29 protein-coding genes are annotated in these 26788 nt (G+C 55.2%); 7 read left to right on the plus strand and 22 right to left on the minus strand.

Going from position 1 to position 26788, the window contains the following annotated elements; genetic code table 11:
* Positions 1 to 21 precede the first annotated feature (21 nt).
* Both AC097L_RS09015 and AC097L_RS09020 read right to left on the minus strand, forming a co-directional pair.
* Positions 22 to 474: a DUF4864 domain-containing protein gene (locus AC097L_RS09015; RefSeq protein WP_479585992.1), complete on the minus strand. Its 453-nt coding sequence runs from the start codon at positions 472 to 474 to the stop codon at positions 22 to 24.
* A gap of 123 nt (positions 475 to 597) precedes the next feature.
* On the minus strand, positions 598 to 1518 hold the full coding sequence (locus AC097L_RS09020) for a YihY/virulence factor BrkB family protein (protein ID WP_479585993.1): 921 nt from the start codon (positions 1516 to 1518) through the stop codon (positions 598 to 600).
* A 303-nt stretch (positions 1519 to 1821) separates the two neighbouring features.
* Between AC097L_RS09020 and AC097L_RS09025 the strand changes: the two genes are divergently transcribed.
* Genes AC097L_RS09025 through AC097L_RS09035 form a run of 3 tightly spaced genes read left to right on the plus strand, consistent with a single transcriptional unit; the run spans position 1822 to position 3741 of the window.
* Positions 1822 to 2199: a DUF4398 domain-containing protein gene (locus tag AC097L_RS09025; protein ID WP_479585994.1), complete on the plus strand. Its 378-nt coding sequence runs from the start codon at positions 1822 to 1824 to the stop codon at positions 2197 to 2199.
* A gap of 27 nt (positions 2200 to 2226) precedes the next feature.
* Positions 2227 to 3138, plus strand: a complete 912-nt coding sequence (locus AC097L_RS09030) for an OmpA family protein (RefSeq protein WP_479585995.1) — start codon at positions 2227 to 2229, stop codon at positions 3136 to 3138.
* Positions 3139 to 3159: 21 nt separating this feature from the next.
* On the plus strand, positions 3160 to 3741 hold the full coding sequence (locus AC097L_RS09035) for a BON domain-containing protein (protein WP_479585996.1): 582 nt from the start codon (positions 3160 to 3162) through the stop codon (positions 3739 to 3741).
* Between the two features lie 128 nt (positions 3742 to 3869).
* Here the strand turns inward: AC097L_RS09035 and AC097L_RS09040 are convergent, their stop codons facing one another.
* The 6 genes from AC097L_RS09040 to AC097L_RS09065 all read right to left on the minus strand — a co-directional run bounded on the left by AC097L_RS09040 (position 3870) and on the right by AC097L_RS09065 (position 7827).
* Positions 3870 to 4361, minus strand: coding sequence for a dihydrofolate reductase (locus AC097L_RS09040; RefSeq protein WP_479585997.1), 492 nt, complete (start codon positions 4359 to 4361; stop codon positions 3870 to 3872).
* Positions 4358 to 5170, minus strand: a complete 813-nt coding sequence (locus tag AC097L_RS09045) for a thymidylate synthase (protein WP_479585998.1) — start codon at positions 5168 to 5170, stop codon at positions 4358 to 4360. Before AC097L_RS09045 ends, AC097L_RS09040 begins: the two co-directional genes overlap by 4 nt.
* Positions 5171 to 5180: 10 nt before the next feature.
* Entirely contained in the window at positions 5181 to 5495 is a 315-nt protein-coding gene (locus AC097L_RS09050; protein WP_479585999.1) for a CcdB family protein, read from the minus strand.
* Positions 5496 to 5602: 107 nt separating this feature from the next.
* Positions 5603 to 5842: a type II toxin-antitoxin system CcdA family antitoxin gene (locus tag AC097L_RS09055; protein ID WP_479586000.1), complete on the minus strand. Its 240-nt coding sequence runs from the start codon at positions 5840 to 5842 to the stop codon at positions 5603 to 5605.
* A gap of 145 nt (positions 5843 to 5987) precedes the next feature.
* Positions 5988 to 7415: an FAD-binding oxidoreductase gene (locus tag AC097L_RS09060; protein WP_479586001.1), complete on the minus strand. Its 1428-nt coding sequence runs from the start codon at positions 7413 to 7415 to the stop codon at positions 5988 to 5990.
* A 16-nt stretch (positions 7416 to 7431) separates the two neighbouring features.
* Positions 7432 to 7827, minus strand: coding sequence for a DUF2069 domain-containing protein (locus AC097L_RS09065; RefSeq protein WP_479586002.1), 396 nt, complete (start codon positions 7825 to 7827; stop codon positions 7432 to 7434).
* 21 nt (positions 7828 to 7848) lie between these two features.
* Here AC097L_RS09065 and AC097L_RS09070 point away from each other — a divergent pair, with 21 nt between their 5' ends.
* Positions 7849 to 9105 carry a YihY family inner membrane protein gene (locus AC097L_RS09070; protein ID WP_479586003.1) on the plus strand — a complete coding sequence of 419 codons (1257 nt, stop codon included), beginning with the start codon at positions 7849 to 7851 and terminating at the stop codon, positions 9103 to 9105.
* Between the two features lie 24 nt (positions 9106 to 9129).
* Here AC097L_RS09070 and AC097L_RS09075 read toward each other — a convergent pair whose 3' ends face one another.
* The 3 genes from AC097L_RS09075 to AC097L_RS09085 form a co-directional block, all read right to left on the minus strand.
* Positions 9130 to 9696 (minus strand): DUF3237 domain-containing protein, encoded by a 567-nt coding sequence (locus tag AC097L_RS09075; protein WP_479586004.1) that lies wholly within the window; start codon positions 9694 to 9696, stop codon positions 9130 to 9132.
* Positions 9697 to 9937: 241 nt separating this feature from the next.
* On the minus strand, positions 9938 to 10900 hold the full coding sequence (locus AC097L_RS09080) for a sensor domain-containing diguanylate cyclase (RefSeq protein ID WP_479586005.1): 963 nt from the start codon (positions 10898 to 10900) through the stop codon (positions 9938 to 9940).
* A 183-nt stretch (positions 10901 to 11083) separates the two neighbouring features.
* A complete protein-coding gene (locus AC097L_RS09085) occupies positions 11084 to 11761 on the minus strand; it encodes a phosphatase PAP2 family protein (protein WP_479586006.1) in 678 nt (225 codons plus the stop codon).
* Between the two features lie 179 nt (positions 11762 to 11940).
* Here AC097L_RS09085 and AC097L_RS09090 point away from each other — a divergent pair, with 179 nt between their 5' ends.
* Positions 11941 to 12393 (plus strand): CBS domain-containing protein, encoded by a 453-nt coding sequence (locus tag AC097L_RS09090; protein WP_479586007.1) that lies wholly within the window; start codon positions 11941 to 11943, stop codon positions 12391 to 12393.
* 149 nt (positions 12394 to 12542) lie between these two features.
* Here the strand turns inward: AC097L_RS09090 and AC097L_RS09095 are convergent, their stop codons facing one another.
* Positions 12543 to 13766 carry a polyhydroxyalkanoate depolymerase gene (locus AC097L_RS09095; protein WP_479586008.1) on the minus strand — a complete coding sequence of 408 codons (1224 nt, stop codon included), beginning with the start codon at positions 13764 to 13766 and terminating at the stop codon, positions 12543 to 12545.
* Positions 13767 to 13947: 181 nt separating this feature from the next.
* Here AC097L_RS09095 and AC097L_RS09100 point away from each other — a divergent pair, with 181 nt between their 5' ends.
* Positions 13948 to 14604, plus strand: coding sequence for a glutathione S-transferase (locus tag AC097L_RS09100; RefSeq protein ID WP_479586009.1), 657 nt, complete (start codon positions 13948 to 13950; stop codon positions 14602 to 14604).
* A gap of 45 nt (positions 14605 to 14649) precedes the next feature.
* On the opposite strand, the gene AC097L_RS09105 is transcribed toward AC097L_RS09100, so the two are convergent.
* Complete coding sequence (locus AC097L_RS09105) at positions 14650 to 15072, minus strand: cupin domain-containing protein (RefSeq protein ID WP_479586010.1); 423 nt, start codon at positions 15070 to 15072, stop codon at positions 14650 to 14652.
* A gap of 111 nt (positions 15073 to 15183) precedes the next feature.
* Here AC097L_RS09105 and aroC point away from each other — a divergent pair, with 111 nt between their 5' ends.
* Entirely contained in the window at positions 15184 to 16281 is a 1098-nt protein-coding gene (aroC, locus tag AC097L_RS09110) for a chorismate synthase (protein ID WP_479586011.1), read from the plus strand.
* Positions 16282 to 16329: 48 nt separating this feature from the next.
* Here the strand turns inward: aroC and AC097L_RS09115 are convergent, their stop codons facing one another.
* From AC097L_RS09115 to AC097L_RS09155, 9 genes are all read right to left on the minus strand, one after another.
* Complete coding sequence (locus AC097L_RS09115; RefSeq protein ID WP_479586012.1) at positions 16330 to 17250, minus strand: NAD-dependent epimerase/dehydratase family protein; 921 nt, start codon at positions 17248 to 17250, stop codon at positions 16330 to 16332.
* The gene (locus tag AC097L_RS09120; protein ID WP_479586334.1) at positions 17243 to 18124 is read right to left on the minus strand and encodes a glycosyltransferase family 2 protein; all 882 of its coding nucleotides are present in this window, start codon (positions 18122 to 18124) and stop codon (positions 17243 to 17245) included. Before AC097L_RS09120 ends, AC097L_RS09115 begins: the two co-directional genes overlap by 8 nt.
* Before the next feature lie 99 nt (positions 18125 to 18223).
* Positions 18224 to 19264, minus strand: coding sequence for a glycosyltransferase family 2 protein (locus AC097L_RS09125; RefSeq protein WP_479586013.1), 1041 nt, complete (start codon positions 19262 to 19264; stop codon positions 18224 to 18226).
* On the minus strand, positions 19255 to 20208 hold the full coding sequence (locus tag AC097L_RS09130) for a GDP-L-fucose synthase family protein (protein WP_479586014.1): 954 nt from the start codon (positions 20206 to 20208) through the stop codon (positions 19255 to 19257). The genes AC097L_RS09125 and AC097L_RS09130 overlap by 10 nt, the downstream gene beginning before the upstream one ends.
* A gap of 12 nt (positions 20209 to 20220) precedes the next feature.
* Positions 20221 to 21315, minus strand: coding sequence for a GDP-mannose 4,6-dehydratase (gmd, locus tag AC097L_RS09135; protein WP_479586015.1), 1095 nt, complete (start codon positions 21313 to 21315; stop codon positions 20221 to 20223).
* Between the two features lie 150 nt (positions 21316 to 21465).
* Entirely contained in the window at positions 21466 to 22446 is a 981-nt protein-coding gene (locus tag AC097L_RS09140) for a lysylphosphatidylglycerol synthase transmembrane domain-containing protein (RefSeq protein WP_479586016.1), read from the minus strand.
* An 8-nt stretch (positions 22447 to 22454) separates the two neighbouring features.
* Positions 22455 to 23141 carry a glycosyltransferase gene (locus AC097L_RS09145; protein WP_479586017.1) on the minus strand — a complete coding sequence of 229 codons (687 nt, stop codon included), beginning with the start codon at positions 23139 to 23141 and terminating at the stop codon, positions 22455 to 22457.
* A gap of 1 nt (position 23142) precedes the next feature.
* On the minus strand, positions 23143 to 24351 hold the full coding sequence (locus AC097L_RS09150) for a protoporphyrinogen/coproporphyrinogen oxidase (protein WP_479586018.1): 1209 nt from the start codon (positions 24349 to 24351) through the stop codon (positions 23143 to 23145).
* 21 nt (positions 24352 to 24372) lie between these two features.
* Positions 24373 to 26607 (minus strand): hypothetical protein, encoded by a 2235-nt coding sequence (locus AC097L_RS09155; protein ID WP_479586019.1) that lies wholly within the window; start codon positions 26605 to 26607, stop codon positions 24373 to 24375.
* Between the last annotated feature and the right edge of the window lie 181 nt (positions 26608 to 26788).

Genomic DNA, 26788 nt, shown 5'->3' on the forward strand with positions numbered 1-26788 from the left:
AAAATGATAGTAATCAAACTTTCAGGCCATGCGCCCGTTGGTGCCTTGTACAAAGCAGCCGGTGATGCGCCACTGCTTGTTTTTTTGCCGCTGCAGGGTGTAGACGGCCAGCCAGGCGACGCCTTCGGCATCGGACATTTGCACCGGCTGCACCACCAGGTCGCCTTCACGCTCGGGTTGCATGAAGGCCACCGAGGCCGGGCGGTAGACCACGGCGTACTGGCCGCGCACCATGGCCATGAAGTGCTCTGCCGATGCCGCGGATTTGCGCACATTGGGGGCGGCATACGAAAAGGCTTTGGCGGCATCGTCGGCGGCAAATGCGGCCAGCTGGGCCTGGATGACTTCGCGCACGTTTTTGACCTCCTGGGTGCTCAGCGGCGCGGCCAGGGCCGATACCGACAGCAGCAGTGTCGCCAGGGCGGTGGCCAGGCTGCGCCAGAGGGGAAGCGTAAAGCCCAAAGGAGAAGCCAAGGGGGATCGGGGAAGTGTGTGCATGGCAGCCCATCCTTTCAAAAATGCCACGATGTGGGTGGCGCGCAACCAGAACATGCTGGTATCTCTATTCTCATCCTGCGGCCACAAAAAGCCAGGGGCTTAAGGCGATAACTGCGAGCGATGTGGTGCTATTTTTAACGCGGAATCGGTACCGTCCGCCAGGCCCTTGCGCGAGCCAAAGGCGTTAGCGTAGCACCAGGTGAATTCGGCCCCTATCAAAAAGATTTGCGCCGAGTAGTACACCCACACCAGTAGCACCACCAGCGAACCCGCCGCACCAAACGCTGATGCCACGCCGCTGCGGCCCACGTACAGGCCAATCAGCGATTTGCCCAGCGTGAACAGCAGGGCGGTAAAGACCGAGCCAATCCACACGTCTTTCCACTCCACATGGGCGCGGGGCATGACTTTGTAGATGAGTGCAAACATGGTGGCGATCAAGACGAAGCCACCTACAGCGTTGACGATAGAGGCTACCGCCAGCCAGGTGCCAAAGATGGGCTGCAGCCAGCGCTCGGTGGTGGCCAAAGCCGCGCTGACCAGCAACGAGACCATCAGCATGAAGCCGATGGCCAGGATCATGCCAAACGACAACAGCCGCGCCCGCACCATACCGACCCACCCCGTTTGTTGGCTGTGGGCCGGTACGCGCCAGATGCGGTTCAGCGCGTCTTGCAGCTCACCAAACACGGTGGCTGCACCGACAAACAGCAGCGCCACCCCCAGCAAGGTAGCCGCTATGCCTTCGCCGGGCTGGCGCACGCTGGCCAGCAGCTCCTGGACGGCACCAGCCCCCTGGTCACCCATCAAAGAGCGCAGCTGCTCGGCGATTTCGCCACGTGCAGCCTCTTGGCCGAACACCAGCCCGGCCACAGATATGGCGATCAGCAGCAGCGGTGCCAAAGAAAAGGTGGTGTAGTAGGCCAAAGCAGCCCCCATGCTGAGGGCATAGTCGTCAACCCAGGAGTTGGCGATGCGCTGAACGAGCTTCCAGTAGGGTGCGATGGTTTTCAAATGCATACCAACATCATCATGCAGGTGGTGTGCCCTCTGTAGCGGATGCCATGACTTTGGTGTGTCGGATGTTGCCTACGCAGCGGTGGCTTGGCGTGCCTGTAGGAGGATGCCGATTGCCCTGGCGCTACCCCGTCCTACCCTGGGTCGCGCGGGTGTCTGCTGGGCTGGGCCAGGGGTGATTTCTACACTGGCTTCATAGCAAGTTCAGCTTGAAAACTCGCTTCATGCCGGTAATCCGCCATGCTTGCTTTGACCGCCATGGACCGCGCAGCGCGCAGGTCCTTCACTTTTCCACAGGAGACTTTTATGACAAAAAATACATGGGCTTTGGCCTTGAGCGCCACGGCATTGGCAATGCTGATGGGCTGCAGCAGCATGAAAACCCCCGCCACCGCCGACGTGGCTGTATCTAAAGCTGCAGTAGACAGCGCAGTGGGCGCAGGCGGAGCGGAATTTGCCCCGTTAGAGATGGAATCGGCTCGCACCAAGATGGCCGCCGCCAACAAGGCCATGGCCAACAAGGACTACAAGCTGGCCGCCAGCCTGGCCAATGAAGCCCAGGCCGATGCCAAACTGGCCCAAGGCAAAGCCAATAGCGCCAAAGCCCAGGCTGCTTCCGATGCGCTGCAAGACAACCTGCGCGTGTTGCGCGAAGAGCTAGACCGCGCCAGCAAAACCAATTAATCCAACCCCATAACAACGAAAAATCTAATGAAAAATCTCTACGCCACCCCCCTCGCTCTCGCCGTTGCCTTGCTTTTAGGTGCCTGCAGCTCCTTGCCCACCAGTACCACGCTGCTAGACCAAACGCACAGCGACTACCGCATGGCCCAGGCCAGCCCCAACGTGAACCGCTACGCCCCGCTGGAACTCAAGCAGGCCGGTGAGGCCCTGGCCCGTGCCGATGCGTCGGCCAACGACAAGGACAAGCCCGCCAAGGTCGATGAACTGGCCTACTTGGCCAAGCAGAAAATTGCGTTGACGCAAGAGGTCGCCAACCAGAAGTTTGCCGAAGCCGAAGTACTGCGCACCGGCAAAGAAGCCGACCAGTTGCGTCTTCAGCAGCGTTCGAATGAGGCCGACGCAGCTAAGGCCAAGGCCGCTGAAGCCCAGCAAGCCGCCCTGTTGGCCCAAAACACTGCCGCCGAGGCCCAGCGCAAAACCGACGAGGCCCGCCGTGTGGCGATGGAAGCGCAAACCCGCAATATGCAGCTGGAAGCCCAGTTGGCCGACCTGGCCGCCAAAAAGACCGAGCGTGGCATGGTCATCACCCTGGGCGATGTGCTGTTTGGCACCGACCAAGCCCGCCTGACTCCTGAGGGTGTGCGCACCACCCAAAAGCTGGCCGATGTGCTGCAGCAAAACCCCCAGCGCAAGGTATTGGTTGAAGGCTTTACCGACAGCACCGGCAGCAGCGCCCATAACCAGGAGCTGTCAGACCGCCGCGCCGCTGCCGTGCGCACTGCCCTGGCCGGCATGGGCATCGCCAATGACCGCGTCGCCACCCGGGGCTATGGCGAAGCCTACCCCGTGGCCGCCAACGACAGCGCCCAAAACCGCCAGATGAACCGCCGCGTCGAGATCGTCTTGTCCGACGAAACCGGCAAGACCGTGCAACGCTAATTTTTTGCCAGGAGAACCGCTATGAAACCAACCCCTTTAGAACGCTTCGCTGCCATCGCCTTGGTCAGCGCTATGTCTTTGTCCATCGTGGCCTGCAGCAAGCCGGTCGAGACCGCTGCCGGCACCCCCGCGGCCAGCACCACCGTGGGCACCGAGATTGACGACACCGTGGTCACTGCCACCGTTAAGTCGGCCTTGCTGGCCGATGCCGATGTAAAAAGCGTAGACATTAAGGTCGAAACCCGCAAGGGCGAGGTCATGTTGAGCGGCTTTGTGGACAGCCAGGCCCAGATCGAACGCGCCACCGCCGTCACCAAAGCCGTGGCCGGTGTGAAGAGCATCGACAACAAGATGGCCTTGAAGACCGCCGACACCACTGTCGGCAACAAGGTGGATGACGGCATCGTCACCACGCGCGTCAAGGCTGCACTGCTCAACGATGCCAGCATTAAAAGTCTGGACATCGCGGTGGTGACCCTCAAGGGCGAAGTGCAGCTCAGTGGTTTTGTAGACAACCAGGGCCAGATCGACAAAGCCCTGCAAATCGCCAAAGCCATCGAAGACGTGAAGGCTGTGAGCAACGAGATGAGCATCAAAAAGTAGGCTGGGGGGCGTTGCGGCGACCCCAATCTTTGCCACCCCAGGGTCATTCCAGGGGCGGCTTTTTTATATGTCTTTTAGGCCTCTAGCGCATGTTTTATCTACGCTGGTAGCTATCAAAAGCATAGTTTTCAGACTGTGTGCTGGTAACTTACAAAACTGAAGCCTAGTCCGGTGCTGCTGGTATGTGCATCGCGACTGGCTTCCACCCAGGTTTCGTCAAAGGTGGGGGCGAATGCATCGCCGTCGAAGGCTGCATCGATCTCGGTCACCACCGCCGACTGCGCCAGCGGCAGCGCCTGGGCGTAGATCTCGGCCCCGCCGATCACCCAGGCGTCGCCGTCCGCCGGGCACAGCGCCGCCGCCTCGGCGATCGATCCGGCCCGAACCGCGCCTTCTGCCTGCCAGTCGGCTTGCCGCGTCACCACAACGTTCACGCGCCCTGGCAACGGCCGAAAGCGGGCGGGCAGCGAATCCCAGGTCTTGCGCCCCATGATGACGGGGCAGCCCAGCGTGGTGCGCTTGAAGTGCGCCATGTCTTCCGGCAAATGCCAGGGCAGGGTGCCGCCCACGCCGATGACACCATTGGCGGCGCGGGCGAAGATCAGGTGCAAGCGTGTCATACCGCCACCGGGGCTTTGATGGCCGGGTGGCACTGGTAGTCTTGCACCTCGAAGTCTTCAAACTGGTAGCTGAAGATGTCCGCCGGGCGGCGCTTGATCTGCAGCGTGGGATAGGGGTAGGGCGCGCGGCTGAGCTGCTCATTCACCTGGTCCGTATGGTTGCTGTAGATGTGACAGTCGCCGCCGGTCCAGATGAAGTCGCCCACGGCCAGGTCGCACTGCTGCGCCACCATGTGGGTGAGCAGGGCGTAACTGGCGATGTTGAAGGGCACGCCCAAAAAGATGTCGGCGCTGCGCTGGTAGAGCTGGCAGCTCAACCGGCCGTCGGCGACATAGAACTGGAAGAAGGCGTGGCAGGGCATCAGCGCCATCTTGTCGAGCTCGGCCACGTTCCAGGCGCTGACGATGATGCGGCGGCTGTCGGGGTTGGTCTTCAGGGTTTGGATGACTTGGGCGATCTGGTCGATGTGGCCGCCGTCGGGGGTGGGCCAGCTGCGCCACTGCACGCCGTAGACGGGGCCCAGGCTGCCGTCTTCGCGGGCCCATTCGTCCCAAATGCTCACGCCGCGGTCTTTGAGCCAGTTGTTGTTGCTGCTACCGGTCAAAAACCACAGCAGTTCCTGGATGATGCTGCGCAGGTGGACTTTCTTGGTAGTGACCAGCGGAAAGCCTTCGTTCAAATCGAAGCGCATCTGGTGGCCAAACACGCTGCGCGTGCCGGTGCCGGTACGGTCGGTTTTGGCAGTGCCAGTGGTGTGCACCAGGCGCATGAAGTCTTCATACTGGGAGCGGACGGGGCGGACGGTCATGTCGGGTCAGTCAATAAGATCCAAAAAGCAGGTCCAGCGCCGCCACGATGTCGGTTTGCCGGTCCAGAAGATTCCCGACGGACTTTTTCAGTCCGGATGCAGGAAAGGCCGCCAGTGCGGTGGTGTCCAGCACCACGGATACACCGGCCACCACAAACTGCGGATTCAGGTCCCGCATGGGCGGGCCAAATGCGGCGGCGGCGCGCAAGGGCACCACGATGCGGGTGCTGACGCGGTCGATAAAGTTGTTTTGCACATCCAGCAAAAACGGGGTGCGTCCCCGCAGCTCCGCCTCGGGGTGCGGGTACACGTCAAACCGGGCCATGTTTATTCCAATTCCAGATCGATTCGAGATTAGGCGCGAAACCGCAGACAGTGCTTTAGCACGACAAGGTGAAGCAACGACATATTCGGATTGATCTGGGGTTGGAATTAAAAGGTGCGGTACTGCGCCAGGGGCAGACCTTCGGCTTCAATGCGGGCGTTGTAGTGGTCGATGGCATCTTTGTTCTCGGCATTCCAGCGTTCCCAGTAGATGCGTTTGACCTCGGCGGCCAACAGCACATCGACGGTTTGCGACACGTTGATACCCAGGCTGCGGGCCATTTCCAGGGTCTTGGTGTTCAGCGTAAGGTTGGTGGCTTTTTTGGGGGCAACGGCGAAGTCCAACATGGTCAACTCCTTGTGTTATGCGCACAGTATATGCGCATGGGCATATTGCTTACCCCCAGGCTGCAGTGCTGCGCATCTTTCGCCAACCCCCTTGCAGGGGGCAACACCAGCAGCCCGGCAAAGCCGGCTCTGCGGTGTTTCTGGATTAAAAACCAGCCACAGCCACCTGCACCACGCGACCTGGATTCATCAGGTTCTGCGGGTCCAGGGCTTCCTTGATGCTGCGCATCAGTCCCATGGCCACGGGGGATTTGTAATGCTCCAGGTGGCCTAGCTTCAGGCTGCCCACGCCGTGCTCGGCCGAGATGGAGCCGCCATGCGCCATGACGGCATCGAATACCAGGGTGTTGACACGGTCTTCCTGGGTGCGCAGAAATACCGACGCATCCCCTTCGGCGGGGGCTTGCACGTTGTAGTGCAGGTTGCCGTCGCCCAGGTGACCAAAGTTGACCAAGCGTACGCCGGGGATCTGTGCAGTCAGCAGGGCATCGGTGTGGCGCACGAATTCGGGGATGCGGGACACGGGGATAGAGATGTCGTGCTTGATGTTCAGCCCCTCTTCGGCCTGGGCCATGGAGATGCTTTCGCGCACATGCCACAGGGCGTGGGCCTGGGCGATGTTTTCGGCCACCACCGCATCGCTTACACAGCCTTGCTCCATAGCCATCTCCAGCAGGTGCTCGAAGCGTTCGCGGGCGTGGGTTTCGGATTCGCTGTCAGAGTTCTCCAGCAGCACACACCAAGGCGTATCGAGGTACAGCGGCACGCGCTGCTGCGGGTAGTGCTTGGCCACCAGGCTGAGGGCAAACTGGCCCATCACTTCAAAGCCGGTCAGCCCCGCGCCCAGATGCTGGTGGGCCATGCCAAGTAGGGTGACCGCGTGGTCCAGGCTGGGCACGGCCGCCCAGGCGGTGAGCGTGGCGGCGGGCAGGGGTGCCAGCTTCATCGTGGCGGCGGTGATGATGCCTAGCGTGCCTTCGCTGCCGACGAACAGGTTGCGCAGGTCGTAGCCGGTGTTGTCTTTGCGCAGGCCGCTCAGGCCGCTCCAGATCTCGCCGTGCGCTGTGACCACTTCCAGGCCCAGGCAGAGTTCGCGGGTGTTGCCGTAGCGCAGCACCTGGGTGCCGCCCGCGTTGGTGGCCAGGTTGCCGCCAATGGTGCAACTGCCCTCGGCGGCCAGGCTCAGGGGGAACAGGAAACCGGCTTTTTCGGCTACGTCCTGCAGGTTTTGCAGGATGCAACCCGCCTCGACGGTCATGGTCAGGTTGGCTGCGTCTACGGCGCGCACGGCCTGCATGCGCTGCAGGCTCAACACGATCTGCGTGCCGGAATCGTCCGGTGTGCTGCCCACCACCAGGCCGGTGTTGCCACCTTGCGGCACGATGCTGACACCGGCGGCGGCGCAGGCTTTGACGACGGCTGCCACCTCGGCCGTGCTGCCGGGGCGCACCACGGCCAGGGATTTGCCGCGGCTGCGTTTGCGCCAGTCCAGCTCGTAGGCGCTGAGGTCGCCGTCGGTCAGCACATGGGCTGCACCGAGGGTCTGGCGCAGGCGGTCTATCAGATCTTGCATGTGGAAATCTCCAGATTTAAACCGGTACGGCTGCCGCCTTGGCGTTTTGGAAGCGCAGCCGCACGTGCATCGCGCAGGCCACGAACAAGGCCACGCACAGCAAGGCCTCGCCCAGCGCGTACCAGCGGCTGGGCGCGGCATCACTGTAGGCGCGGACCACGCCTTCGGTAAAGTACAGCCACACCATCAGGCTGACCCAGCGGTAGGTGTACATGCGGTTTTTCAGCAGGCCGATGAGCGGAAAGCACAGCGGCACGGCCTTCAGCGCCAGCACCACGCTGCCGGGGCGCAGGGGTGCTAGCACCAACTCCCAGGCCAGGCTGAGGGCAATCAGGCCCAAAAGGCTGCCGACGGCCAGGTTGCGGGTCCAGGAGACGGAGTGTTCGGTGGTGGGGTGCGAGAGGGGGGTCATAGCGATGGCATCATAGCGGCCATGTCTTTGTCCCTACCTGCATTGTCCCAACGCTTCGACCAGTTCCTGAAAGACCTGTCCCGCTTCCCCTGGAGAACCACCGCCCACACCCTGCGCGAGCGCTTTCGCGAGGACCAACTGGGCCTGACCGCCAGCAGCCTGACCTTCACCACCTCGCTGGCGCTGGTGCCGTTTTTTACCGTGGCGCTGGCCATCTTCACTGCCTTTCCGATGTTTGGCAAAGTGCAGGGCGTACTGCAAAAGTGGCTGGTGCAGAGCCTGATTCCCGAGAGCATCTCCCGCCAGGTGCTGGGCTACCTGACCCAGTTTGCCAGCCAGGCCAGCAAGCTGGGGGCGGTGGGCCTGGCCCTGGTGCTGTTTACCGCGCTGGCGCTGATTTTGACCATCGACCGCACGCTGAATGCGATCTGGCGCGTCCGCCGCCCCCGGCCCCTGGGCCAGCGGGTGCTGATTTACTGGGCCGGCATCACCCTGGGGCCGGTGCTGCTGGGGGCCAGCCTGGCGTTGACCTCTTACCTAATCTCCAGCTCGCAGGGGGTGGTCGATGGCTTGCCAGGTGGCGTGCGGCTGCTGTTCAGCCTGCTGCAAATCACTTTGCTGTCAGGCGGCATGGCGGCGCTCTACCACTACGTGCCCAATACACGGGTGCGCTGGGCGCATGCCTGGTCGGGCGGGGTGTTCGTGGCCGTCAGCATCGAGGTGGCCAAGCGCCTGCTGACCTATTACCTGGCGGCCGTGCCCACCTACTCGGTGGTGTACGGCGCATTTGCCACGCTGCCCATCATGCTGATCTGGATTTACCTGGCCTGGGTGATCGTGCTGCTGGGCGCGGTGATTGCGGCCTACATGCCCAGCCTGCTGGAGGGCGTGCCGCGCCGCTCCACACCGCACGGCTGGTCGTTTTTGCTGGCCATCGAGGTGCTGCAACACCTGCACGCCGTGCAGGTCCGGGGTGATAAGGGCCTGAGCATGGCGCAATTGGCCCAGGCGCTGCAGGTCGATACCTTGCAACTGGAGCCGGTGCTGGCTGCCCTGGGTGGGCTGGACTGGGTAGGGCGGCTGGACGAAGCCGACCCGCTGGATGCTGCTGCCAAGCCCCAAGAACCACGTGACCCGCGCCTGCTGCTGCTGGTTAACCCTGACACCACGCTACTGCTGCCGCTGGTAGACCAGTTGCTGCTGACCCCGGCACCGGCGTTGGAAAATTTATGGAAAAACAGCGACCGGCGCAGTATGTACCTGCGCGAAGTGCTATGAAATACGTAGCATTCTGGCGCGGGCTCAGTCCAGCAGGTAGGCGTCGTACACCACGGCATTGCCCAGTCGCATCGCATAGCCCACGGCCATGGCGCGGTTCAGCCAGTCGTATTTCTTGGATGCTGTCTCGAATGCCATGGTCAGCCTGAAATAGTATTTGTTGGGGTCTACCGGCTTGCCTTTGGCTACATCGGCCATGACTTCGGGTGGGCCGTAGCGCAGGCCCTTGGTTTGCAGGTAGACCAGCTCGCCATCGTCCATTTTCAGCAGGTAGCGGGTGTCGATGATGGCCAGGCCGTCGGCGGTCACGACCTGCCAATCGGCACCGTTGTTCAGGATGTCGCCGTTCATCAGGGGGCCCTTGAAGCTGCCGCCGGTGATGGGGATGATGCGGCGGCGGCCCAGCTCCGAGGTCTTGCCCAGTTCCCAAATCGGCGCCACCAGATCGACGGAGAACCGTGCGATCGGTGTCATTTTGGGCTTGGGTGGGTCAAAGGCCGCGGTGGCGGCGTCTGAAGTCTGGGCGGTAGCGCCGCCACACAGGGCTGCGCAGAGCAGGGCGGCTTGCCATACACGCTGTAGTTGGGTCATGCTTTGTCTCCGTTATGGTGCTGTTCAACACTGGCACAGTGTCGTTGCCAGTGTACGGTTTTTGGTTATTTAATATAACTAAAAAAGTGTATTTAACCACCGGAAGCAGGTATTCTTTTAGTTTCGTGGGTACTGAAAACCCCGCTCTGTTCTTCTACTTTTTTTACAGAAAAACAGCCGTTGGCGCAGTAACTATCTGCGCGGATAGCTCCTAAAAATAGAGCGTTGTCAGGGTGCGTTGTTAGCGGGTACGCACCACCGGCAGGGTGGCTGCGCCGTGGGTGTCGGGCGGTGCGCATTCGACGCGGTTGCGGCCCTTTTGTTTGGCTTGGTAGAGCAGCTTGTCGGCCGAGTCGATGAAGGCGTGCATGTCCGAGTCCAGTGTTGGGATGGTGGTTGCCACACCCAGGCAGGCGGTCAGGTAAGGGGCAATGCTGGAGCCTTCGTGGGGAATCTGCAGCTGGGCCACCATGGCGCGGCAGCGTTCGGCGACGCCTTGGGCGGCGGCAGCATCGGTTTCGGGCAGCACCAGCACAAATTCTTCGCCGCCGTAGCGGCCCACAAAGTCGCGTGACCGGGTCGCTGCTGCGGCCAAGCCCTGGGCGACGCGTTTCAAGGTGTCGTCGCCCTTCAGGTGGCCGTAGTGGTCGTTGTACTGTTTGAAAAAGTCCACGTCCAGCATCATCAGCGTCAGCGGTTGGTGGTTGCGCCGGGCGTTACTCCATTCGATGTCGATGATGGAGTCGAACAGGCGCCGGTTGGCAATGCCGGTGAGGCCGTCCTTGAACGACATTTCTTCCAGCTCTTTTTGCAGGGTGATGAGTTTTTCTTCGGTCTTCTTGCGTTCGCTGATGTCAAACATGAAGCCCACCAGCGCCTCCACCTCGCCGTCTTTGCGCACCACGTGCACGACATCGCGGATCCATATGTAGTCGCCGTTTTTGGTCAGGGCGCGGTAGTCGGCCTCGTGGTCTACACCGGCCTGGGACTGGCTGACGCAGAAGTTGAAGGTCTCTTCGCGGTCCTCGGGGTGCATGCGGTCGGCCCAGTCTTGCGCGCTGACCCAGCTCTCTGGGCTCCAGCCCAGCAACTCTTCGATTTGCGGGCCTATGTAGGAAAACCTCAAGGTCTTCCAGTCGATTTTCCAGGGAATGGCCTTGGTGGATTCAAGCAGGGTTCTAAAGACGGAGGGATCAATATCCATGGGGCAGTGCAGGCGTTGGGCTAGGGGGCCTGCAGCTTAGCGTATGCGTGTAAATATGTAACAAGTTGTGGTGTCTGTTTCCCGTAGCGCGCGTGCGGCCATTTTTGTCCCCCATATTTTTTAGAAGAAATAGGCCGTTAGCGAATATTGAGCCTGAGCATATAGCTACAAAAAAAGGAGCGTTTAGGCCGCAGGGCCTTTCGCCGGCGCAGCGGGTGGGACGTGCAGGTCGGCACGTCGAAACGCTTTTTCATGCGCTGCCAGGTGCAAGGCCAGCCGCGTCACTATGTCGTGCGATTTGGACGGTCCGGCTTGGACCGGCATCACCACCAACCAGCCCAGCAGTGCCAGCAGCACCCAGTGGTGTGGACGTGGATTCGATGCGGCCAGGTTTTGCGACATGCGCCAAAGGGTCCAGCCGCTTGCGCTGGCGCCCAGCGCCAAACCGGCCACTACTTCGGAGACTGAATGCACCTGGATGTGGATCCGGCTCCAGCCAATCACCAGCGCCAGGGCATAGCCCGCCAGCATTGCGAAGAAATGGGCTCTGGGGGCGCGGCTCCACTGTGCAGCCAGGGTGTAGCCCAGCACCGGATAGATGGCGGACGCGAACATCGCGTGGCCCGAAAACCCGGTGAAGTCGATGGCTGCAATGCCCAGGCCCCAGCCGATAAAAGCAATTTTGGACAGGGTGGTGATACCTACCGCCAAGCCTAGAGGCACCAGCCAGCACAGAACCGGGCGGATGGCACGGGTGCTGACCAGCATCCACAGCGTGAGTGCAGCAGCCAGAGGCAAGATGATGCCCATTTCGCCAAAACGGGTGATCCAGTAAGGGGCTTTGGCGGTGAAGAATTCCATGGGTGGATTTTATTGCAGTGCAGCATGCGGCAAACTCCCCCTAAGCTCCCTGCAGGAAACATCCTGTTTCATGGACGCAGAAGCGTATTTCCTGCCGTGTCGCAGGCCTTTGTGGGCTATATTGCAAGCACATTCTTCACCCACCCATCCATTGCGCACTGCGTTACCAGGAGAAAGCCATGAAAGTCAGCGACATTCTGCGTGTGAAGGGCAATACGCTCTACACCGCCAGCCCCGATGAGCCGCTTGCGACCGCGTTGGCCATTATGGCGGAGAAAGACATGGGTTCTCTGGTGGTCATGTCCCATGGCGACTTGGTTGGCATGCTGACTTTTCGCGAAGTGATCCAGTTGGTGGTGAAGAACGGTGGCAGCATCGGTACCACCCTGGTCCGTACCGCCATGGACGACCACCCATTGACCTGCACCCCCAACACCGAGCTGGACGACGTGCGGCGCATGATGTTGGAGCGCCACGCGCGCTACATGCCGGTGATGGACCAGAAAATGCTGATGGGTGTGATCAGTTTCTACGACGTGGCCAAGGCCGTGGTGGACAGCCAGAATTTCGAGAACAAGATGCTCAAGGCTTATATCCGCGACTGGCCGGCGGGCGAAGAAGAAGGTCGCTGACAGATATTCCCAGGCCTTCTGGGGAGTCAGGGATCTTTCAGGCTGCCTGTGCTTATTCCATAAGCATGAGCAGCTACTCAATGCATAGTATTTGGATTTGGGCGTAAAAAAGCCCGGTGGGTTTCACCGGGCTTTTTGTTGTGTGCCGTTCAAAGCTGGTTGGCGTAAATCATGTCGCGCACGCGGGGGTAGATCTGCTGGTTCCACTTCTTGCCGCTGAACACGCCGTAGTGGCCTACGCCGGTCTGGATGTGGTGGGTGCGCTGGCTGGGGCGCACACTGCTGGCCAGATCCTGGGCGGCCATGGTCTGGCCGACGGAGCAGATGTCGTCGCGCTCGCCTTCCACCGTCATCAGCGCGGTGCGGCGGATGGCGGCGGGATTGACGATGCGGTCTTTGTAGGTGAGTACGCCCCGGGGCAGGTCGTAGGTCTGGAACACCTTGGCTACGGTTTCCAGGTAGAACTCTGCGGGCAGGTCGTTGACGGCTAGGTACTCGTCGTAGAAGTTGCGGATGGTGTCGGCCTTATCGATATCGCCTTCCAGCAGGTATTTGTACATATCCTTGAACTGGGCCTTGTGGCGCGCTGGGTTCATGCTCAAGAATGCGCTGAGCTGGATAAAGCCCGGGTACACCCGCCGCATAAAGCCCTTGTGCGGCAAGGGCACGTGTGTGATCAGGTTCTTTTCAAACCACTCTATGGGTTTGCTGGTGGCCAGGGTGTTGACCCCGGTGGGGTTGATGCGGCAGTCCACCGGGCCGGCCATCAGCGTCAGGCTGCGCGGCTGGCAGGGGTTGTCGTCCTCGGCCATGATGGCGGCGGCGGCCAGCGCGGCCACGCAGGGCTGGCACACTGCCACCACATGGGTGCCGGGGCCGATGGTTTCGATGAAGCGGATCATGTGCTCGGCATAGTCGTCCAGCGCAAAGCCGCCTTCGGTCAGCGCCACATCCCGGGCGTTGTGCCAGTCGGTAATAAAAACATCGTGGTCTTGCAGCAGGGTGCGCAGGGTTTCGCGCAGCAGCGTGGCGAAGTGGCCCGACAGCGGTGCCACCAGCAGCACCGGGGGCTGGTCGTCCATGTCCACCGCGTCACCCGTGCGCTTGAAATGCAGCAGGCTACCAAAGGGCAGGGTGAGGGTGGTTTCTTCGGTGACCGCTACCTCCACATCCCCTACTTTGACCGAGGTGATGCCATAGCCGGGCCGTGAATGGGTGAGCCGCAGGCGTGAGAACACGTCGCAGGCAGCCGCAATTTTGCGCACCGGGCTGTTTTCCGTATCTTTGAACCAGAGCGAGGTGCCAAGACTTTGCGCCATCAGGCGCAGCGGAGACATCAAGTCGGACTGGAGTTGATAGGCCTGATAAAGCATGTTTGTTGTTCCTGACTTGGTGCGGAGATTGCACCAACTATAGGCAAGTTACGGGCCAGTTACTGGGCGCGGCTTAGAGGCATAGCTCCATTCAACACTGTGTACGTAGAAGTACGGATTTGCATTAGTGGGGGCTCTGGCACAGCCCTTGCTGAATGCACAGCAACACAAGGAGCTACCCATGCCTAAAGCAGAGTTGACGATCAGCAGCAAAAACTACGGTGCCTGGGCTCTGCGCGGCTGGCTCGCCGCGAAGCTGGCCGGGTTGGAGTTCACCGAAAACGTGGTCTCTCCCGATGATCCGGCCATGAAAGCCGAGATGATGTTGCTATCGTCCTCCATGTTGGTGCCCTCCTTGCAGCACAACAAAATCAAGGTCTGGGACACTTTGGCTATTGGCGAATACCTCAACGAAATCAAGCCCAAAGCCGGTTTGCTGCCTGCCGACCCGGCCGCCCGCGCCCACTGCCGCGCTATCTGTGGCGAGATGCATTCGGGCTTTTCGTCGCTGCGCACGGCGCTGCCGATGAACATCAAGGCGCACTTCTCCGAGTTCAAAATCTGGTCACGTGCCCAGAGCGACATCGACCGCATCGTGGAGATATGGAAAGAGTGCTTAGCCAACTACGGTGGACCATATCTGTTTGGCGAGCAGGTGGGTATGGCCGATGCTATGTACGCCCCGGTGGTCACTCGCTTTTTGACCTACAGCGTGGCGTTGGACCCGGTGTGCGCGGCCTACTGCCAACGCATCATGGCCCTTCCCGCGATGCAGGAGTGGGTGGCAGAAGCCATGAAAGAACCCGAAGAAATCGACGAACTTGACGCGGAGTTCTGAAGAGGACCGGGGGCTATGAGTCCCCTGCCTTTGCCTTTTACCGTTTTATTTCCAGGGTGTTGATTCTGGAATCGCACACACTGGCTCCACATCAATCGACTTGAAGTCGGCAGGCGACACAATTTCCAGGTACTCCATATCCGGTGAGTAATCGAAAAGGTAGTGGCGGATGCCGGGGCGCTGGTGCACACAGTCACCGGCCTGCACCAGTGTCTCTTTGTCTTCGTACATGAAGCGCGCCCAGCCCTTGACCATGATCACAATTTGGAAGTCTGCCTCATGCCGATGCCAGCCCGTGCCCTTTTCTGGAGCCATATTCGCCTTCACAAGGTGCGCAATCACCTTTCCGTGCGTAGCTTCAGCAATGCCGAGGTCGCGGTACAGAAAAAAGTCGCGCAAACCGCCTTGTACAAAATCGGTGTCGCCGGGTTTGACATGGGAAAAATTGGTGTTGGTTGCTTGCAGCATGGGCCTCTCCTTGGTGGATGTACGTGAAAACCCGCGGTGGGTAGGGGGCTATAAGCATGAACTGTTCCCAACGCTCGGCGCCGTCCTCCAGGTCGGGGATAATCATCGGCTATGAGCGGAAATACCTTCGGAACCCTATTCGCAGTCACCAACTTTGGTGAATCCCACGGCCCGGCCATTGGCTGCGTAATCGACGGCTGCCCCCCGGGCATGGCCCTCTGCGAGGCCGACATCCAGGGTGACTTGGACCGCCGCCGCCCCGGCACCAGCCGCCACGTCACCCAGCGCAACGAGCCCGATGCGGTCGAAATCCTGAGCGGTGTGTACGAGGGTAAAACCACCGGCACCCCCATCGCTTTGCTGATCCGCAATGCCGACCAGCGCAGCAAAGATTACAGCGCTATCGCCCAGAGCTTCCGTCCCGGCCATGCTGACTACACCTACTGGCACAAGTTCGGTATCCGCGACCCGCGTGGCGGTGGTCGCTCATCGGCCCGGCTGACAGCACCTACCGTAGCTGCAGGCGCCGTGGCCAAGAAATGGCTGTCGCAGAAATACGGCATGGTGTTTCGCGGCTGCATGACCCAGGTGGGCGACCTGGTTGTGCCGTTCGAAAGCTGGGACCACGTGCCCAACAATCCGTTTTTCGCCCCGGTGGCCGACGTCTCCAAGCTGGAAGACTACATGGATGCCCTGCGCCACGCCCAGGATTCCTGCGGCGCGCGCATCCGCGTCACCGCCACCGGCATGCCCGTAGGCCTGGGCGAGCCGCTGTTTGACAAGCTGGATGCCGACATCGCATTCGCCATGATGGGCCTGAACGCCGTCAAAGGCGTAGAGATTGGTGCTGGTTTTGCCAGCGTGGCCCAGCGCGGCAGCATGCATGGCGACTCGCTGTCGCCGCAGGGCTTCAAATCAAACAATGCGGGCGGCGTGCTCGGCGGCATCAGCACCGGCCAAGACCTGGAGGTGTCCATCGCCATCAAACCCACCAGCTCCATCACCACGCCCCGCGAGACCATCGACACGGCAGGCCATTCCACCGAAGTCATCACCAAGGGCCGCCACGACCCTTGCGTCGGCATCCGCGCCACACCCATCGTTGAGGCCCTGCTGGCCTTGGTGGTGATGGAGCACGCCTTGCGCCAGCGTGCGCAGAATGCCGATGTGGTGCAGACGGTGGGGCCTATTGCGGCATCTGCGGGGTGATTAAAGGAAATAGTGCCCTAACGCCCTACTGATAAGTGTTGGTTGCTATTAATTAGATAGCATATTGGCGCTGGATGGTGACATGTTTTCGTGTTCCAGCGTGAACGCTCGGGGCTGGAAGCCAAAATCCCGTGCAGCTTCGGTGTGGTCAAACACCAGATCGCGGTTCATGCGCTCGGCCATGGCGGCCGTCCAGTTGCGGTAGCGTGGCAGGCAGCGCAAGAGCTTAACGGCCAACTTGAACATCCACAGCGGAACGCTCAGCACGCGTGCCCTCCGCCTTTGCGCTGCAAATATGCGGCCCACCATGCTCCGATACTGCAGTGTCTCTCCGCCGGAGATGTTGTAAGCCCGGTTAGCGATGCCGGGGGACTGCAGCGCTGCAATACATGCACTGGCCACATCCGCTGCATGGATAGGTTGGCGTAAGCCGTGCGCTTGGCCCAGCACCGGGAAGAACCCAAAACGTCCAATGAAACGGGCAATTTCAGACACGTTCTTGTCTTGGCCTGGCTGGTAAATTAGGGTGGGGCGTAGCACCATCCATTCAATTCCACGGCTTTCGGCCCATGTCTGTAGCAGGCTTTCTGCCTCGGCAAGTCGTTGCGCGATGGCTTGCTCCTGTAGTTCGGAAGACGTATCTTTGGTGAAACGGCTGGTAGATGAAAGCACCACGATCCGCCGCGCACCTTGCGCTTCGAGCCAAGTGAAATATGCTGGTAAAGCCGAAATAGGGGCGATGCATATCCACCAGAAAATATGCCCGGCATGGCGAGATGGAGTCGCAGTTGAGGAGGGGAGTTGTTGCCAGTTCACCCCATGACCACTGAGATGTGCTGTGGCGCTGCGTGAAAAAGCGCTGACTTGCAGGCGTGCTTGTACTAGCTGCGACAAAACGCATGCACCGACCATGCTGCTGGCCCCTAATACGCCGACGGGATGAGGTATATGCGTTTCGATGTTATCCATGGCCTAGACCCAATGCCTTCCCGGTGCGTTTAGCAAGGAAATATGATGCCATCATTGCAAAGCGCAGCCACACGCCTACAGCCACCAAGCCCATCAGCACACCGGGATACTGGTGGCGAAAGAATTTGCGATAAAAGCGCATCATTCCTTTGTGCTTATGCCACTCTACAAAAATGGGCCTACCACGGCTGCTGATACCTAGAGCATGCAAAATATGCGCGGATGGTACGAATAAGATTTTCCAACCCTTTTGCTTAAAGCGCATACACCAGTCCAGATCTTCGCAATGCAAGAAGTAACCGTCATCCCATAATCCCACCGCATCCACTGCTTGCCGCTTGACTAGCATGCAGGCACCTGAGATGGCTTCAACTTCGATAGGGCCGGGAGGTAATGGTTGCTGGTGCAAATGAAAATCAAAAAACAATTTTGGCCAGCGTTTTTCAAAACGATTCAAACCAAAAGCCCGCACAAAAGACCGCCAGGGCGTAGGAATAGCGCGCCGCCCGCCGCCTTGTTCTGAACCATCCAGATTCATCAGCAGACCACCCACCATCCCTACCAATGGGTCCGCTTGCAAAGCCCCCAGCAAAGTAGCAACAGCTGTTGCATCCAGGTCACAGTCGGGATTTAGAAACAGTATGTAGTCACCCTTGGCTCGCAAGAAACCGACATTACAGGCAGCTGCAAAACCTAGATTGGTACCGTTCTGTAACAGGGTTAGTCGGGTATCGGCCAAATACAAACGGGCGCATTCATCCATACTTGTATCGCGCGATGCATTGTCGACCACCAACACTTCATCCACTTGCGGCAGGGCTGAACCTACGCAGTCAGAGAGAAGCTTGCCAGCGTTGTAATTTACGATCACCACAGAAATCAAAATACGCCTTTTATTATGGGTTCTTATCTGGTATCCCTACTTGTGCCATATAACAGGTCACTTTGTACGTCGCAATTTTGTATTTTCCATTTAAGCGGATTCGAATAAGTCGCGAGCAATGCTGTGAAAACCACGCCCAAACTTGTTGTAGCGCCCGGTTAGGGCCTCACGCAACACAGGCAGGCAACGAGCTAAACGATGCCTAGGCAGTGCTGCACGAAAGCGCTGGTGTGCCAGTTTTTTTTGTACTCTTTCAACCACTGCAGAAGGGATGATGTCTCCAAATTGACGTAATCGCGTTAGCAAGATTTCAATCTTCAATGCACGGCTAGCCAAGGTGTGATCACGGGAGGCAAACGCTTTGCGCACCTTTGCAAAAAGCGGTTCTCGGCGCGCACCTATCTGGTTGAGTGCATGTTGACGGTAATCTACCAGCGGCTCTTCAAGCACATCAACGCCGGCCATCGCGGCAGCCACTATAGCCAACCATTCATCGTGTAGCCATTCTGCGGGAAAGGGCAATGTGTACTGCAACAATGAACTGCGAAATACCGTGGTGGCACCAGTAACAAGGTTTCGGCGTAAAAAAACATCTAAGGCGCGTTGCTTGTGAATCCATTCCAACTCAAACGGCTGAACTTCTAATGCGTCAAATAGCGAATCCGGTAAGCCAACTCCATCGCCATCGATAAGCCGGGCATTGCTGTGGAGCAGAAGCAAGCCAGGGCGTTGTTCAAATTCTGCCGTAATGCGAGCCAAGCGGTCAGGATGCCAAATATCATCTTGATCGCACAAAGCAATCAGGTCACCAGTGCATGCAAGGACCGCTTGTTCAAAGTTTTTGGTCACTTTGAGAGGCGCGTTATTGCGCAAAATGTGCAGTTGAAGGGGAGCGGGCGCTTGCTCTTGCAGCTGTTTTTTTTGACAATCAGCAATTGCTGATTGGATTAACTCTACGCAGTTGTCGCCAGACGCATCGTCCGATACAACGATCTGCGTCGGCATCATATTTTGCTGGCAAATACTCTGAATTTGGTCACCTATAAAACGGGCACCGTTATGGGTGCACAAGGCTACAGAAACCAACAGCGCTGGATGCGAGTTTGGCGTGCTATCGAAAGTTAGCGGCACAAGTAGTTTTCATAAGTCTGCTGAATCCCATCGGTCAGGCTGGTGGTGGGAGCCCAACCCAACTGTCGTATCTTGCTGATATCCATCACCTTACGCATTGTGCCGTCAGGCTTGCTAGTGTCTTGCACAAATGTGCCCATGTAGCCCACTACACCTGCAATCGTTTCAGCCAACGCCCGGATAGTCAGATCTTCGCCTGAACCAACGTTAATCAGAGGGCAGCGCAATGGATCAGTAAGTGCGTCATAGCGTGTGGCATCCAGGGTCGCCAGAAACACCAGTGCATCTGCAAGGTCATCTACATAAAGGAACTCACGCTTGGGGGTACCGCTGCCCCACAAAACGACTTCTGCTGCGCCGGATACCTTGGCATCGTGCATTTTGCGAACCAAGGCCGGTAGCACATGCGAATTGTTGAGGTCGTAGTTGTCGCCAGGGCCATACAGATTGGTAGGCATCGCCGCCAACCATTTCGTACCGTATTGGCGGTTGTAAGACCAGCACATCTCAATACCAGCAATTTTGGCCAGGGCGTAGGGGCGGTTGGTGGGCTCCAGCACGCCGGTCAGCAAATACTCTTCTTTGATGGGCAGCGGGCAATCTCGTGGATAAATACACGAACTGCCCAAAAAGACCATACGCTCCACTTTGCAAGCATGTGCCGCCCGGCAAATATTCGCCTCAATAAGTAAATTACCCATCAAGAAATCAACAGGGTACATATTGTTGGCTTGGATACCACCTACCCTCGCTGCAGCCAGGAAAACTAGCTGGGGGCGCTCTTGTTCGAAAAACCGCTGTGTGGCGACTCCGTCTTCCAAGTCGAGTTCGGCATGTGTACACACCACCAGATTAGTATAGCCATGAACTTGCAGATTGCGCATGATGGCACTACCAGCGAGGCCCCGGTGGCCTGCTACATAGATTTTGCTATTTTTGTCCATTTTTAAAACTCTTCATTCGTGATAATCGTAAGTGGTATAGCCGTGTTTCTTAACCAATTCATCGCGTTGCGCACTTCGCAGATCAGACCGCACCATCTCCGAAACGAGCTCCTGAAAGCTAATCTGCGGTGTCCAGCAAAGCTTTTGCCTGGCCTTACTTGCATCGCCTAGTAGTGTTTCCACTTCAGTGGGACGGAAGTACCGTGGATCTACTTGAACAATACATTTGCCAGTCGCAGAGTCGTAGCCTTTTTCATCAACGCCTTGGCCCTCCCAGCGCATATGGATACCTAGTTCCAAAGCTGCTGTATTGACGAAGTCGCGCACGCTGTATTGCACGCCCGTGGCTATAACAAAGTCTTCGGCTTGCGCCTGCTGCAACATCAGCCATTGCATTTCTACGTAGTCTTTGGCGTGGCCCCAATCACGTAACGAGTCAATATTACCGAGGTACAAACAGTCTTGCAGGTCAAGCTTAATACGTGCCAAGGCCCGTGTAATCTTGCGTGTGACGAATGTCTCGCCACGGATGGGGCTTTCGTGGTTAAACAGAATGCCGTTGCAGGCGTAGATACCGTAGGCCTCGCGGTAATTTACCGTAATCCAGAATGCATACATCTTGGCCACCGCATAGGGGCTGCGTGGATAGAACGGAGTAGTTTCCTTCTGCGGAGTTTCTTGTACCAAGCCATATAGCTCGGAGGTAGAGGCTTGGTAAAAGCGGGTCTTCTTTTCTAGTCCTAGAATGCGGATGGCTTCCAAGATACGCAGCGTACCAATACCGTCGGCGTTAGCGGTGTACTCCGGGGTCTCAAACGACACCGCCACATGGCTCATCGCAGCCAAGTTATAGATTTCGTCCGGTTGCACCAGTTGGATAATGCGAATCAGATTGGTGGAGTCGGTCAGGTCACCGTAGTGCAGCTTGAATTTTGCATTATCGACATGCGGGTCCTGGTAGAGATTGTCAATACGATCTGTATTAAAGAGCGAGGAACGGCGCTTCACGCCGTGCACGATGTACCCTTTTTTTAACAAAAATTCAGCTAAGTAAGCGCCATCTTGGCCTGTGACGCCTGTAATCAGTGCAACTTTTGGGTCTTTCAATTTGATATCCTAGTAAATAAATTTATGAATTATCGTCGCAGTTTGAGTTCTTGGACTAAATTTAGCCCTAAATTTTAACCGGTAGACTGAAGTGAACTTTTAAGAAAGCGGTTTAAAAATAAAGCATTAATATTTTTGATGAATTTTTTCTTATTGTAGAGAAATATGATGACTCTTTAAAAAATATGGTAAACCGAGTAGTCGCGAAAGCGCTCCGATGATTTGAAAAAGTAAGCCAATAACGGCTCCATTTTGAATCAATAATAGGTGGGAAAGCAAAAAATCAAATGCTGCAGTTCCCAGGCCAAAACCTCCAGCAACACCAAAAATTCCGCCAAATATAGCAAGTGGAAAAACTATGAATCCTTTCAATGGATTTATGATATCCCCAACAGCATAAGCAATAAAAAGTAACGCAGTGCACCAAAAAATATGGTTAAAAATAGAAAGTACTAAGCTCGCGACAAGTACACTTGGGTTCTCGCGTAAGGCATTGAACGAGCCAATCATTTGCTTTAAATGAAGTCCCCAAGAATGTACCATTAACCAGTTATTGATGCGGTTATTATTGTAAAGACGGCGTGCCCCTGCAATACGAAGAAAAATTAACGGCCCAATTCCTGCTAAAAATGATAAAGCTACTACTAGAAATCGAGAAGGCAAATCTACCAACAAATTCCACCCGATGACACTAACTATCGCTGCAAGCAAAAAAAGTCCCAATAAGCCGATGACGCGATCTATTGCCACCGCCATAACTGCACGGGTCCGTAAGCCTGCGCCAACATATTCAGCGACATAACCAGCTTTCACAAAATCACCTCCATTTGAACTGGGCATTGCAAGATCAAAAAATGAGCCGATCATTGTCCAGCGCAATACTTGGGGATGTGAAACATTAATGCCCTGACTCGAAAGTATTAGCTTGAAGCGATAAGAGACAATCCAGAATGGAGGCAAAGTCAGCAAAAATGCACCCGCGAGCCATGGCCAAGTTTTTGTTAGTGTAATGATTACAGATATATCAATCCGATTGAAATGAATCAATAGTCCAATGATTGAAATTGCAATAACTAATTTAAACCATATTGATTTTACAATTTTACGAAGCATGCTCGGGTGATTATTCATGTTTTTCCTTAAGCGTTTCGTCGTAATTCAAACCACAAATAAGACAGCAACCGCTTACCCGTAGGCCAGATTTTGAAGTGTGTCTCGCCGTAACCTCGAGAAATTTCTTTAGTTGGAAATTCAACTCGCAAAACTCTTAGTTTGTATGAACGAACCACCATTTCGATATCGATAGAAAGCCCCACATCGAGTATTTTCATACGGTTAAAGGCTTCGCGTTTCCAGCCTTTGAAGCCGTGTAATACGTCTCGCACCCATGGACCTTCGCGACACCAAACCAAGGCGGCAGCGGCGGCTAGGCCCATGACGGCCCATTTACGCGGACGGAAAAAGTGCTCATCTTCTTCGTTCACAGATCCCGGCAGTTGCCTACTTGCGATCACCAGATCATTCCCCTTATCAAAAAGCGGTCTGAATTTGAGGAGGTCTGCCGTCGGCAATGTGCCTTTTGCGAAAAATACGACCACCGCGTCCCCTGTTGCCACTTCATTGGCATGAACGTACGCGGCATTCAATCCACGCTTGGGTTGACGATGAACCTTTATCCCCTGGCCTTCCAGGTATTCAACAGTGCCATCGGTGCTGCCACCATCAACTGCAAATACTTCATCGAACTCACTAATCGGCAGATTAGGTACATCAGCCTGACAACCCTGTAATTCATTCCAAACTATCAAACACAAAGAAATTTTCACACTACGACCCAAGTTTCAGTTGATTTGCCATCTGCAGCGCTTCGGCCACAGCGACGTCGGAATTCATGTGTTCCCAACGGCCCCAACGGCCAAGTCCGATCACACCATTGGCTTTCGCCCACGTCAGAATCGTCTCAACCGCTTCCGGCTTGCCGAGCGTGTTGATTGGATACGCGAACTCGTTGTGGAAGCGAGGCCCATGTGTTGCCGTTGAACGTGAAGCGTTAGCCTCCGTCCAGTAACCGCGAGCACCCGTCGAGAAATTGGATCGGAGCAGCAAGCGATGGTGCGGAACCGATTCGTCTGGTTCGTAAGTCCAATGTGCCTTGCTATCCAACGTCTCCTGATGATAATCGACGTCGATCGGGGCATTCTTCAAAGAAGATATGGCAGCTTTGACGTCATCAGGAATGGCGCAATACCCTGTCCACAACGTCCACGGAATGGACGATACGATTGTTTCAGCTTGCCACCGCCCGTTGACCGTACGGTTAGCCAGATCGATGCTCTCTACCGAGCAATTAGTGACCAGAGAATCTCCCAACGCTTCGCCCATGCGGCGCCAAACTTCGCCATAGCCGAATTTCTTGGGGTACAAAAATGTGCCGTGTGCAGGCAATGCCCCCATCGGCTTGCCTTCAAGGCAACTCAACAAGGTTTCGCGGAAAGAAACATTGGGAAGCTTGTACAACCAGTAAGTACCCAGTGCATCTGGATCCATCGACCAGATTTTGCGGTTGTAGGGCAGCATATATTCCTGCGCAATACGATCACCCAATTTCCAGTTGATCCACGCGGCGAAAGATTCAGGCATCGCTTCCCCACGAATGCAACCGGCCTGCGCTATGGACTCTAGGTAGTCAGCCTGTACCTCGGTGGGAAGTTGCCAGAGATTTGCTTCCAGCGGATGGTCCACCTCGACATCCCGAATGCGGATCTTTGATACGCGATCGTAGAGGTCCCATTCTTCACGCGGCATGTAGCGGAACACGAAGTCCAGTACCTCCTTGCGCTTCAGGTCCAGAAAATGCCCGCCGCCAATGTCCAGCGGGGCGCTGTCCACCATTTCGGACCGGCATAGACCGCCGGAAACGGCTTCTTTTTCGACCACGAGGATCTGATTAAGTGGACAACCCGCATCGACCAAGGAATGGGCGAGAGTCAGCCCGCTGGGACCGGCGCCGAGAATGAGGTATTTGATTTTTTTCATATTAACAATTAAAAAATAAAACTAAGAACTTCTTCGTTTAATGCGTATGCCTTGCATAAATGGAATATCCGTTGACTCTGAAGATGAAGTCAATTTAACTTTGAAAGATGTTGAGTTTTGCCTGGCAAGATGAATAAAAAATGGATTTTCTTTATTTATAGCAATTGGGTCAATTTTACCGAGAGAAATCCATTTGCCATCGTCCCATGAAACACTCACATCAAAAATACGCTGACCAATTGTAATTGGCCACAATTCCCAAAAATCCAAATCAATCTCAATATCTGATTTTTCAAATTCAATACCATATTCAAAATTTCCATTGCGATTAGTTCTGTAGTAATCGGAGTTTATGGAAATATTTGGATACTCATATGTTCTATCATCGCCGGAAATCCACCCGTAATTTTTCAGCCACGAAATGCCTGTGGTTTTGAGAAAAACATCAAAATGTTTATCTGAGAGAGTTCCTTGGCTTAATCCAATCTTTCCCATTGCTCCCAAATCAATTGCAACAGTTTCACCAGGATAGGCGGAGTCCTTCCCCAATTTTTTTTCCACTGATTTTGAGAAAAAATATGAATGAAAGTCTTCAAAATTCTCAAAAACTTTAACAGTTTCACCCTTGGGGTCGCGTGAATTAAAACCAGTATTGGCTACGACAATAATTTCAGAAGGATCAATAGTTCCGGGATTATCTTGCCATGGGGGGCAAACTAATTTTAATTTATCATTACGCCACCCGCCAAGTTCACAGGTATATGGCGCGCCCAATATCTTTGTTATATTTATAAAAGCCGGCCAATATGTTCCAAATTTTGCTTGAGATAACTCGGAGCTTGCGACGTCGCGCATTGCCGGGCCAGGTGTATAGGCATCGATTGATGTCAAAGGAAACTGTTTTTCAGAAGATGAAAAAAATACAACGACTTTCTTTGGTGATTTATTTATTGCTAAGGCAATCTTATTGGAAATCGAATTGTCAATAGCTCGCACTGAAGGCACTATAAAAAACTGCAGTCGAATGAAAAGAATAAAAATAAAACCGACAAGAATACCAAGAATGATATTTCTGATGCGCAGATTTAGTCGGAAAGAGTCTGGCATGAGACATAAGACAATGAATATCATAGTCAAAGGCACATATCCATAGCGTCTTGGCAGTACATGCGGAACGCTATCCGTTAAGACAACTATAAAAACATAAAAAGCAAAATAAAATAAAACAAAAATCCCAAGCGAAAAATTGAACCACAAAGGGTTCGCTTCCTCTTTGTTGACTGTATTTTCTTTCCTTTTCTTTTCGTGGTGAGTTAATAAAAAATAAACCCCGGTGGCAAGTAGTGTCCATGTCAAAATTAATTTTCGATAATTCTCTCCAGATAACTCAATTATTTGATAGACTAGGAATATCCATATACTCTTTATTGCAACATGAATTCTGTAGTTCCAATAATCGGTGTCGTGTGAAAGACTCAAATTAAAACGGTGTGGTTGAACGGAGTTTGCTGCAAAAATCTTCCATACAATGTAATGAAAAAGGATAGAAAAAATCATTGTCGAAACAACAACTATTGCTGTTCGTAAACGTAATCGGCTACCTCCAAAATAAGAAAATAATATAATTAAAATAGAAGCCGGCAAAAGGTGCATTTCCCCGGTAAGCCCAAGAAGTACTCCGAAAAAAATCGCCGCAGCATTCTTGTTTTTTTCTTCGATCCACCAACCTAGAAGAAAAATGCTGCAAAAAGCTAATTGAACTGGAAAAATCAAATAAGAAAAATGATGAAAACATGATGTCCAAATAAATGGAGAGAAAATCCAAATCAATCCTGATGATAAAGCCGCGGCAGCGCTAATCTTCAAATTCTTCAGTGTTAAAAATAAAAACCAACCCGTCACTGCTTGAGACACAGATATAAACAACGAATAAATCTTAGCTGAATGGATGCCTAACGACCATAGAATGAATTGAATAACCCGAGAAATTCCATATGTTCTATATTCATTTGGTAGGTCCAAACAAAAAATCTTTACTAAAGTTCTTGTCCATCCAATTTGATCCACGAGACTAGAAAAGCTTGAGGGGAACGCGATGTCATCGTATACCAGCGTGGCATTGGTCCAGTAACAAATTATCACTACAATTGCAGCAATGGCAAAAATAAACTCATAACGTAAAATTTCATCTCGAAAAATATAAAATTTCTCGAAATTATTTTTAACTCTATTTTTTAAATAAATGTCTCTTAACATATTGTGAAAATTGAGGAGTTAACCTAAGAAATTGCCTTCTTAGATATTTGAAAAATATCGCAAAAGTACTTAAAATATACCTAAAATTTTAAACTTATCAAAAATTTTTGGAAATAATGCGGCCAGTCAAAATGGTTAAGCTAATAATTGATGGCGAGATGCCGCTTGAGGGGTTAATTAA

The organism is Rhodoferax sp. RT5P35 (genome assembly GCF_056521385.1).

Excerpts from the sequence above, each read along its gene's own strand:
- AC097L_RS09020 (WP_479585993.1), bottom strand. The coding sequence starts at position 1,518 with ATGCATTTGAAAACCATCGCACCCTACTGGAAGCTCGTTCAGCGCATC.
- AC097L_RS09025 (WP_479585994.1), top strand. The coding sequence starts at position 1,822 with ATGACAAAAAATACATGGGCTTTGGCCTTGAGCGCCACGGCATTGGCA.
- AC097L_RS09030 (WP_479585995.1), top strand. The coding sequence starts at position 2,227 with ATGAAAAATCTCTACGCCACCCCCCTCGCTCTCGCCGTTGCCTTGCTT.
- AC097L_RS09035 (WP_479585996.1), top strand. The coding sequence starts at position 3,160 with ATGAAACCAACCCCTTTAGAACGCTTCGCTGCCATCGCCTTGGTCAGC.
- AC097L_RS09040 (WP_479585997.1), bottom strand. The coding sequence starts at position 4,361 with ATGACACGCTTGCACCTGATCTTCGCCCGCGCCGCCAATGGTGTCATC.
- AC097L_RS09045 (WP_479585998.1), bottom strand. The coding sequence starts at position 5,170 with ATGACCGTCCGCCCCGTCCGCTCCCAGTATGAAGACTTCATGCGCCTG.
- AC097L_RS09050 (WP_479585999.1), bottom strand. The coding sequence starts at position 5,495 with ATGGCCCGGTTTGACGTGTACCCGCACCCCGAGGCGGAGCTGCGGGGA.
- AC097L_RS09055 (WP_479586000.1), bottom strand. The coding sequence starts at position 5,842 with ATGTTGGACTTCGCCGTTGCCCCCAAAAAAGCCACCAACCTTACGCTG.
- AC097L_RS09060 (WP_479586001.1), bottom strand. The coding sequence starts at position 7,415 with ATGCAAGATCTGATAGACCGCCTGCGCCAGACCCTCGGTGCAGCCCAT.
- AC097L_RS09065 (WP_479586002.1), bottom strand. The coding sequence starts at position 7,827 with ATGACCCCCCTCTCGCACCCCACCACCGAACACTCCGTCTCCTGGACC.
- AC097L_RS09070 (WP_479586003.1), top strand. The coding sequence starts at position 7,849 with ATGTCTTTGTCCCTACCTGCATTGTCCCAACGCTTCGACCAGTTCCTG.
- AC097L_RS09075 (WP_479586004.1), bottom strand. The coding sequence starts at position 9,696 with ATGACCCAACTACAGCGTGTATGGCAAGCCGCCCTGCTCTGCGCAGCC.
- AC097L_RS09080 (WP_479586005.1), bottom strand. The coding sequence starts at position 10,900 with ATGGATATTGATCCCTCCGTCTTTAGAACCCTGCTTGAATCCACCAAG.
- AC097L_RS09085 (WP_479586006.1), bottom strand. The coding sequence starts at position 11,761 with ATGGAATTCTTCACCGCCAAAGCCCCTTACTGGATCACCCGTTTTGGC.
- AC097L_RS09090 (WP_479586007.1), top strand. The coding sequence starts at position 11,941 with ATGAAAGTCAGCGACATTCTGCGTGTGAAGGGCAATACGCTCTACACC.
- AC097L_RS09095 (WP_479586008.1), bottom strand. The coding sequence starts at position 13,766 with ATGCTTTATCAGGCCTATCAACTCCAGTCCGACTTGATGTCTCCGCTG.
- AC097L_RS09100 (WP_479586009.1), top strand. The coding sequence starts at position 13,948 with ATGCCTAAAGCAGAGTTGACGATCAGCAGCAAAAACTACGGTGCCTGG.
- AC097L_RS09105 (WP_479586010.1), bottom strand. The coding sequence starts at position 15,072 with ATGCTGCAAGCAACCAACACCAATTTTTCCCATGTCAAACCCGGCGAC.
- aroC (WP_479586011.1), top strand. The coding sequence starts at position 15,184 with ATGAGCGGAAATACCTTCGGAACCCTATTCGCAGTCACCAACTTTGGT.
- AC097L_RS09115 (WP_479586012.1), bottom strand. The coding sequence starts at position 17,250 with ATGGATAACATCGAAACGCATATACCTCATCCCGTCGGCGTATTAGGG.
- AC097L_RS09130 (WP_479586014.1), bottom strand. The coding sequence starts at position 20,208 with ATGGACAAAAATAGCAAAATCTATGTAGCAGGCCACCGGGGCCTCGCT.
- AC097L_RS09140 (WP_479586016.1), bottom strand. The coding sequence starts at position 22,446 with ATGAATAATCACCCGAGCATGCTTCGTAAAATTGTAAAATCAATATGG.
- AC097L_RS09150 (WP_479586018.1), bottom strand. The coding sequence starts at position 24,351 with ATGAAAAAAATCAAATACCTCATTCTCGGCGCCGGTCCCAGCGGGCTG.
- AC097L_RS09155 (WP_479586019.1), bottom strand. The coding sequence starts at position 26,607 with ATGTTAAGAGACATTTATTTAAAAAATAGAGTTAAAAATAATTTCGAG.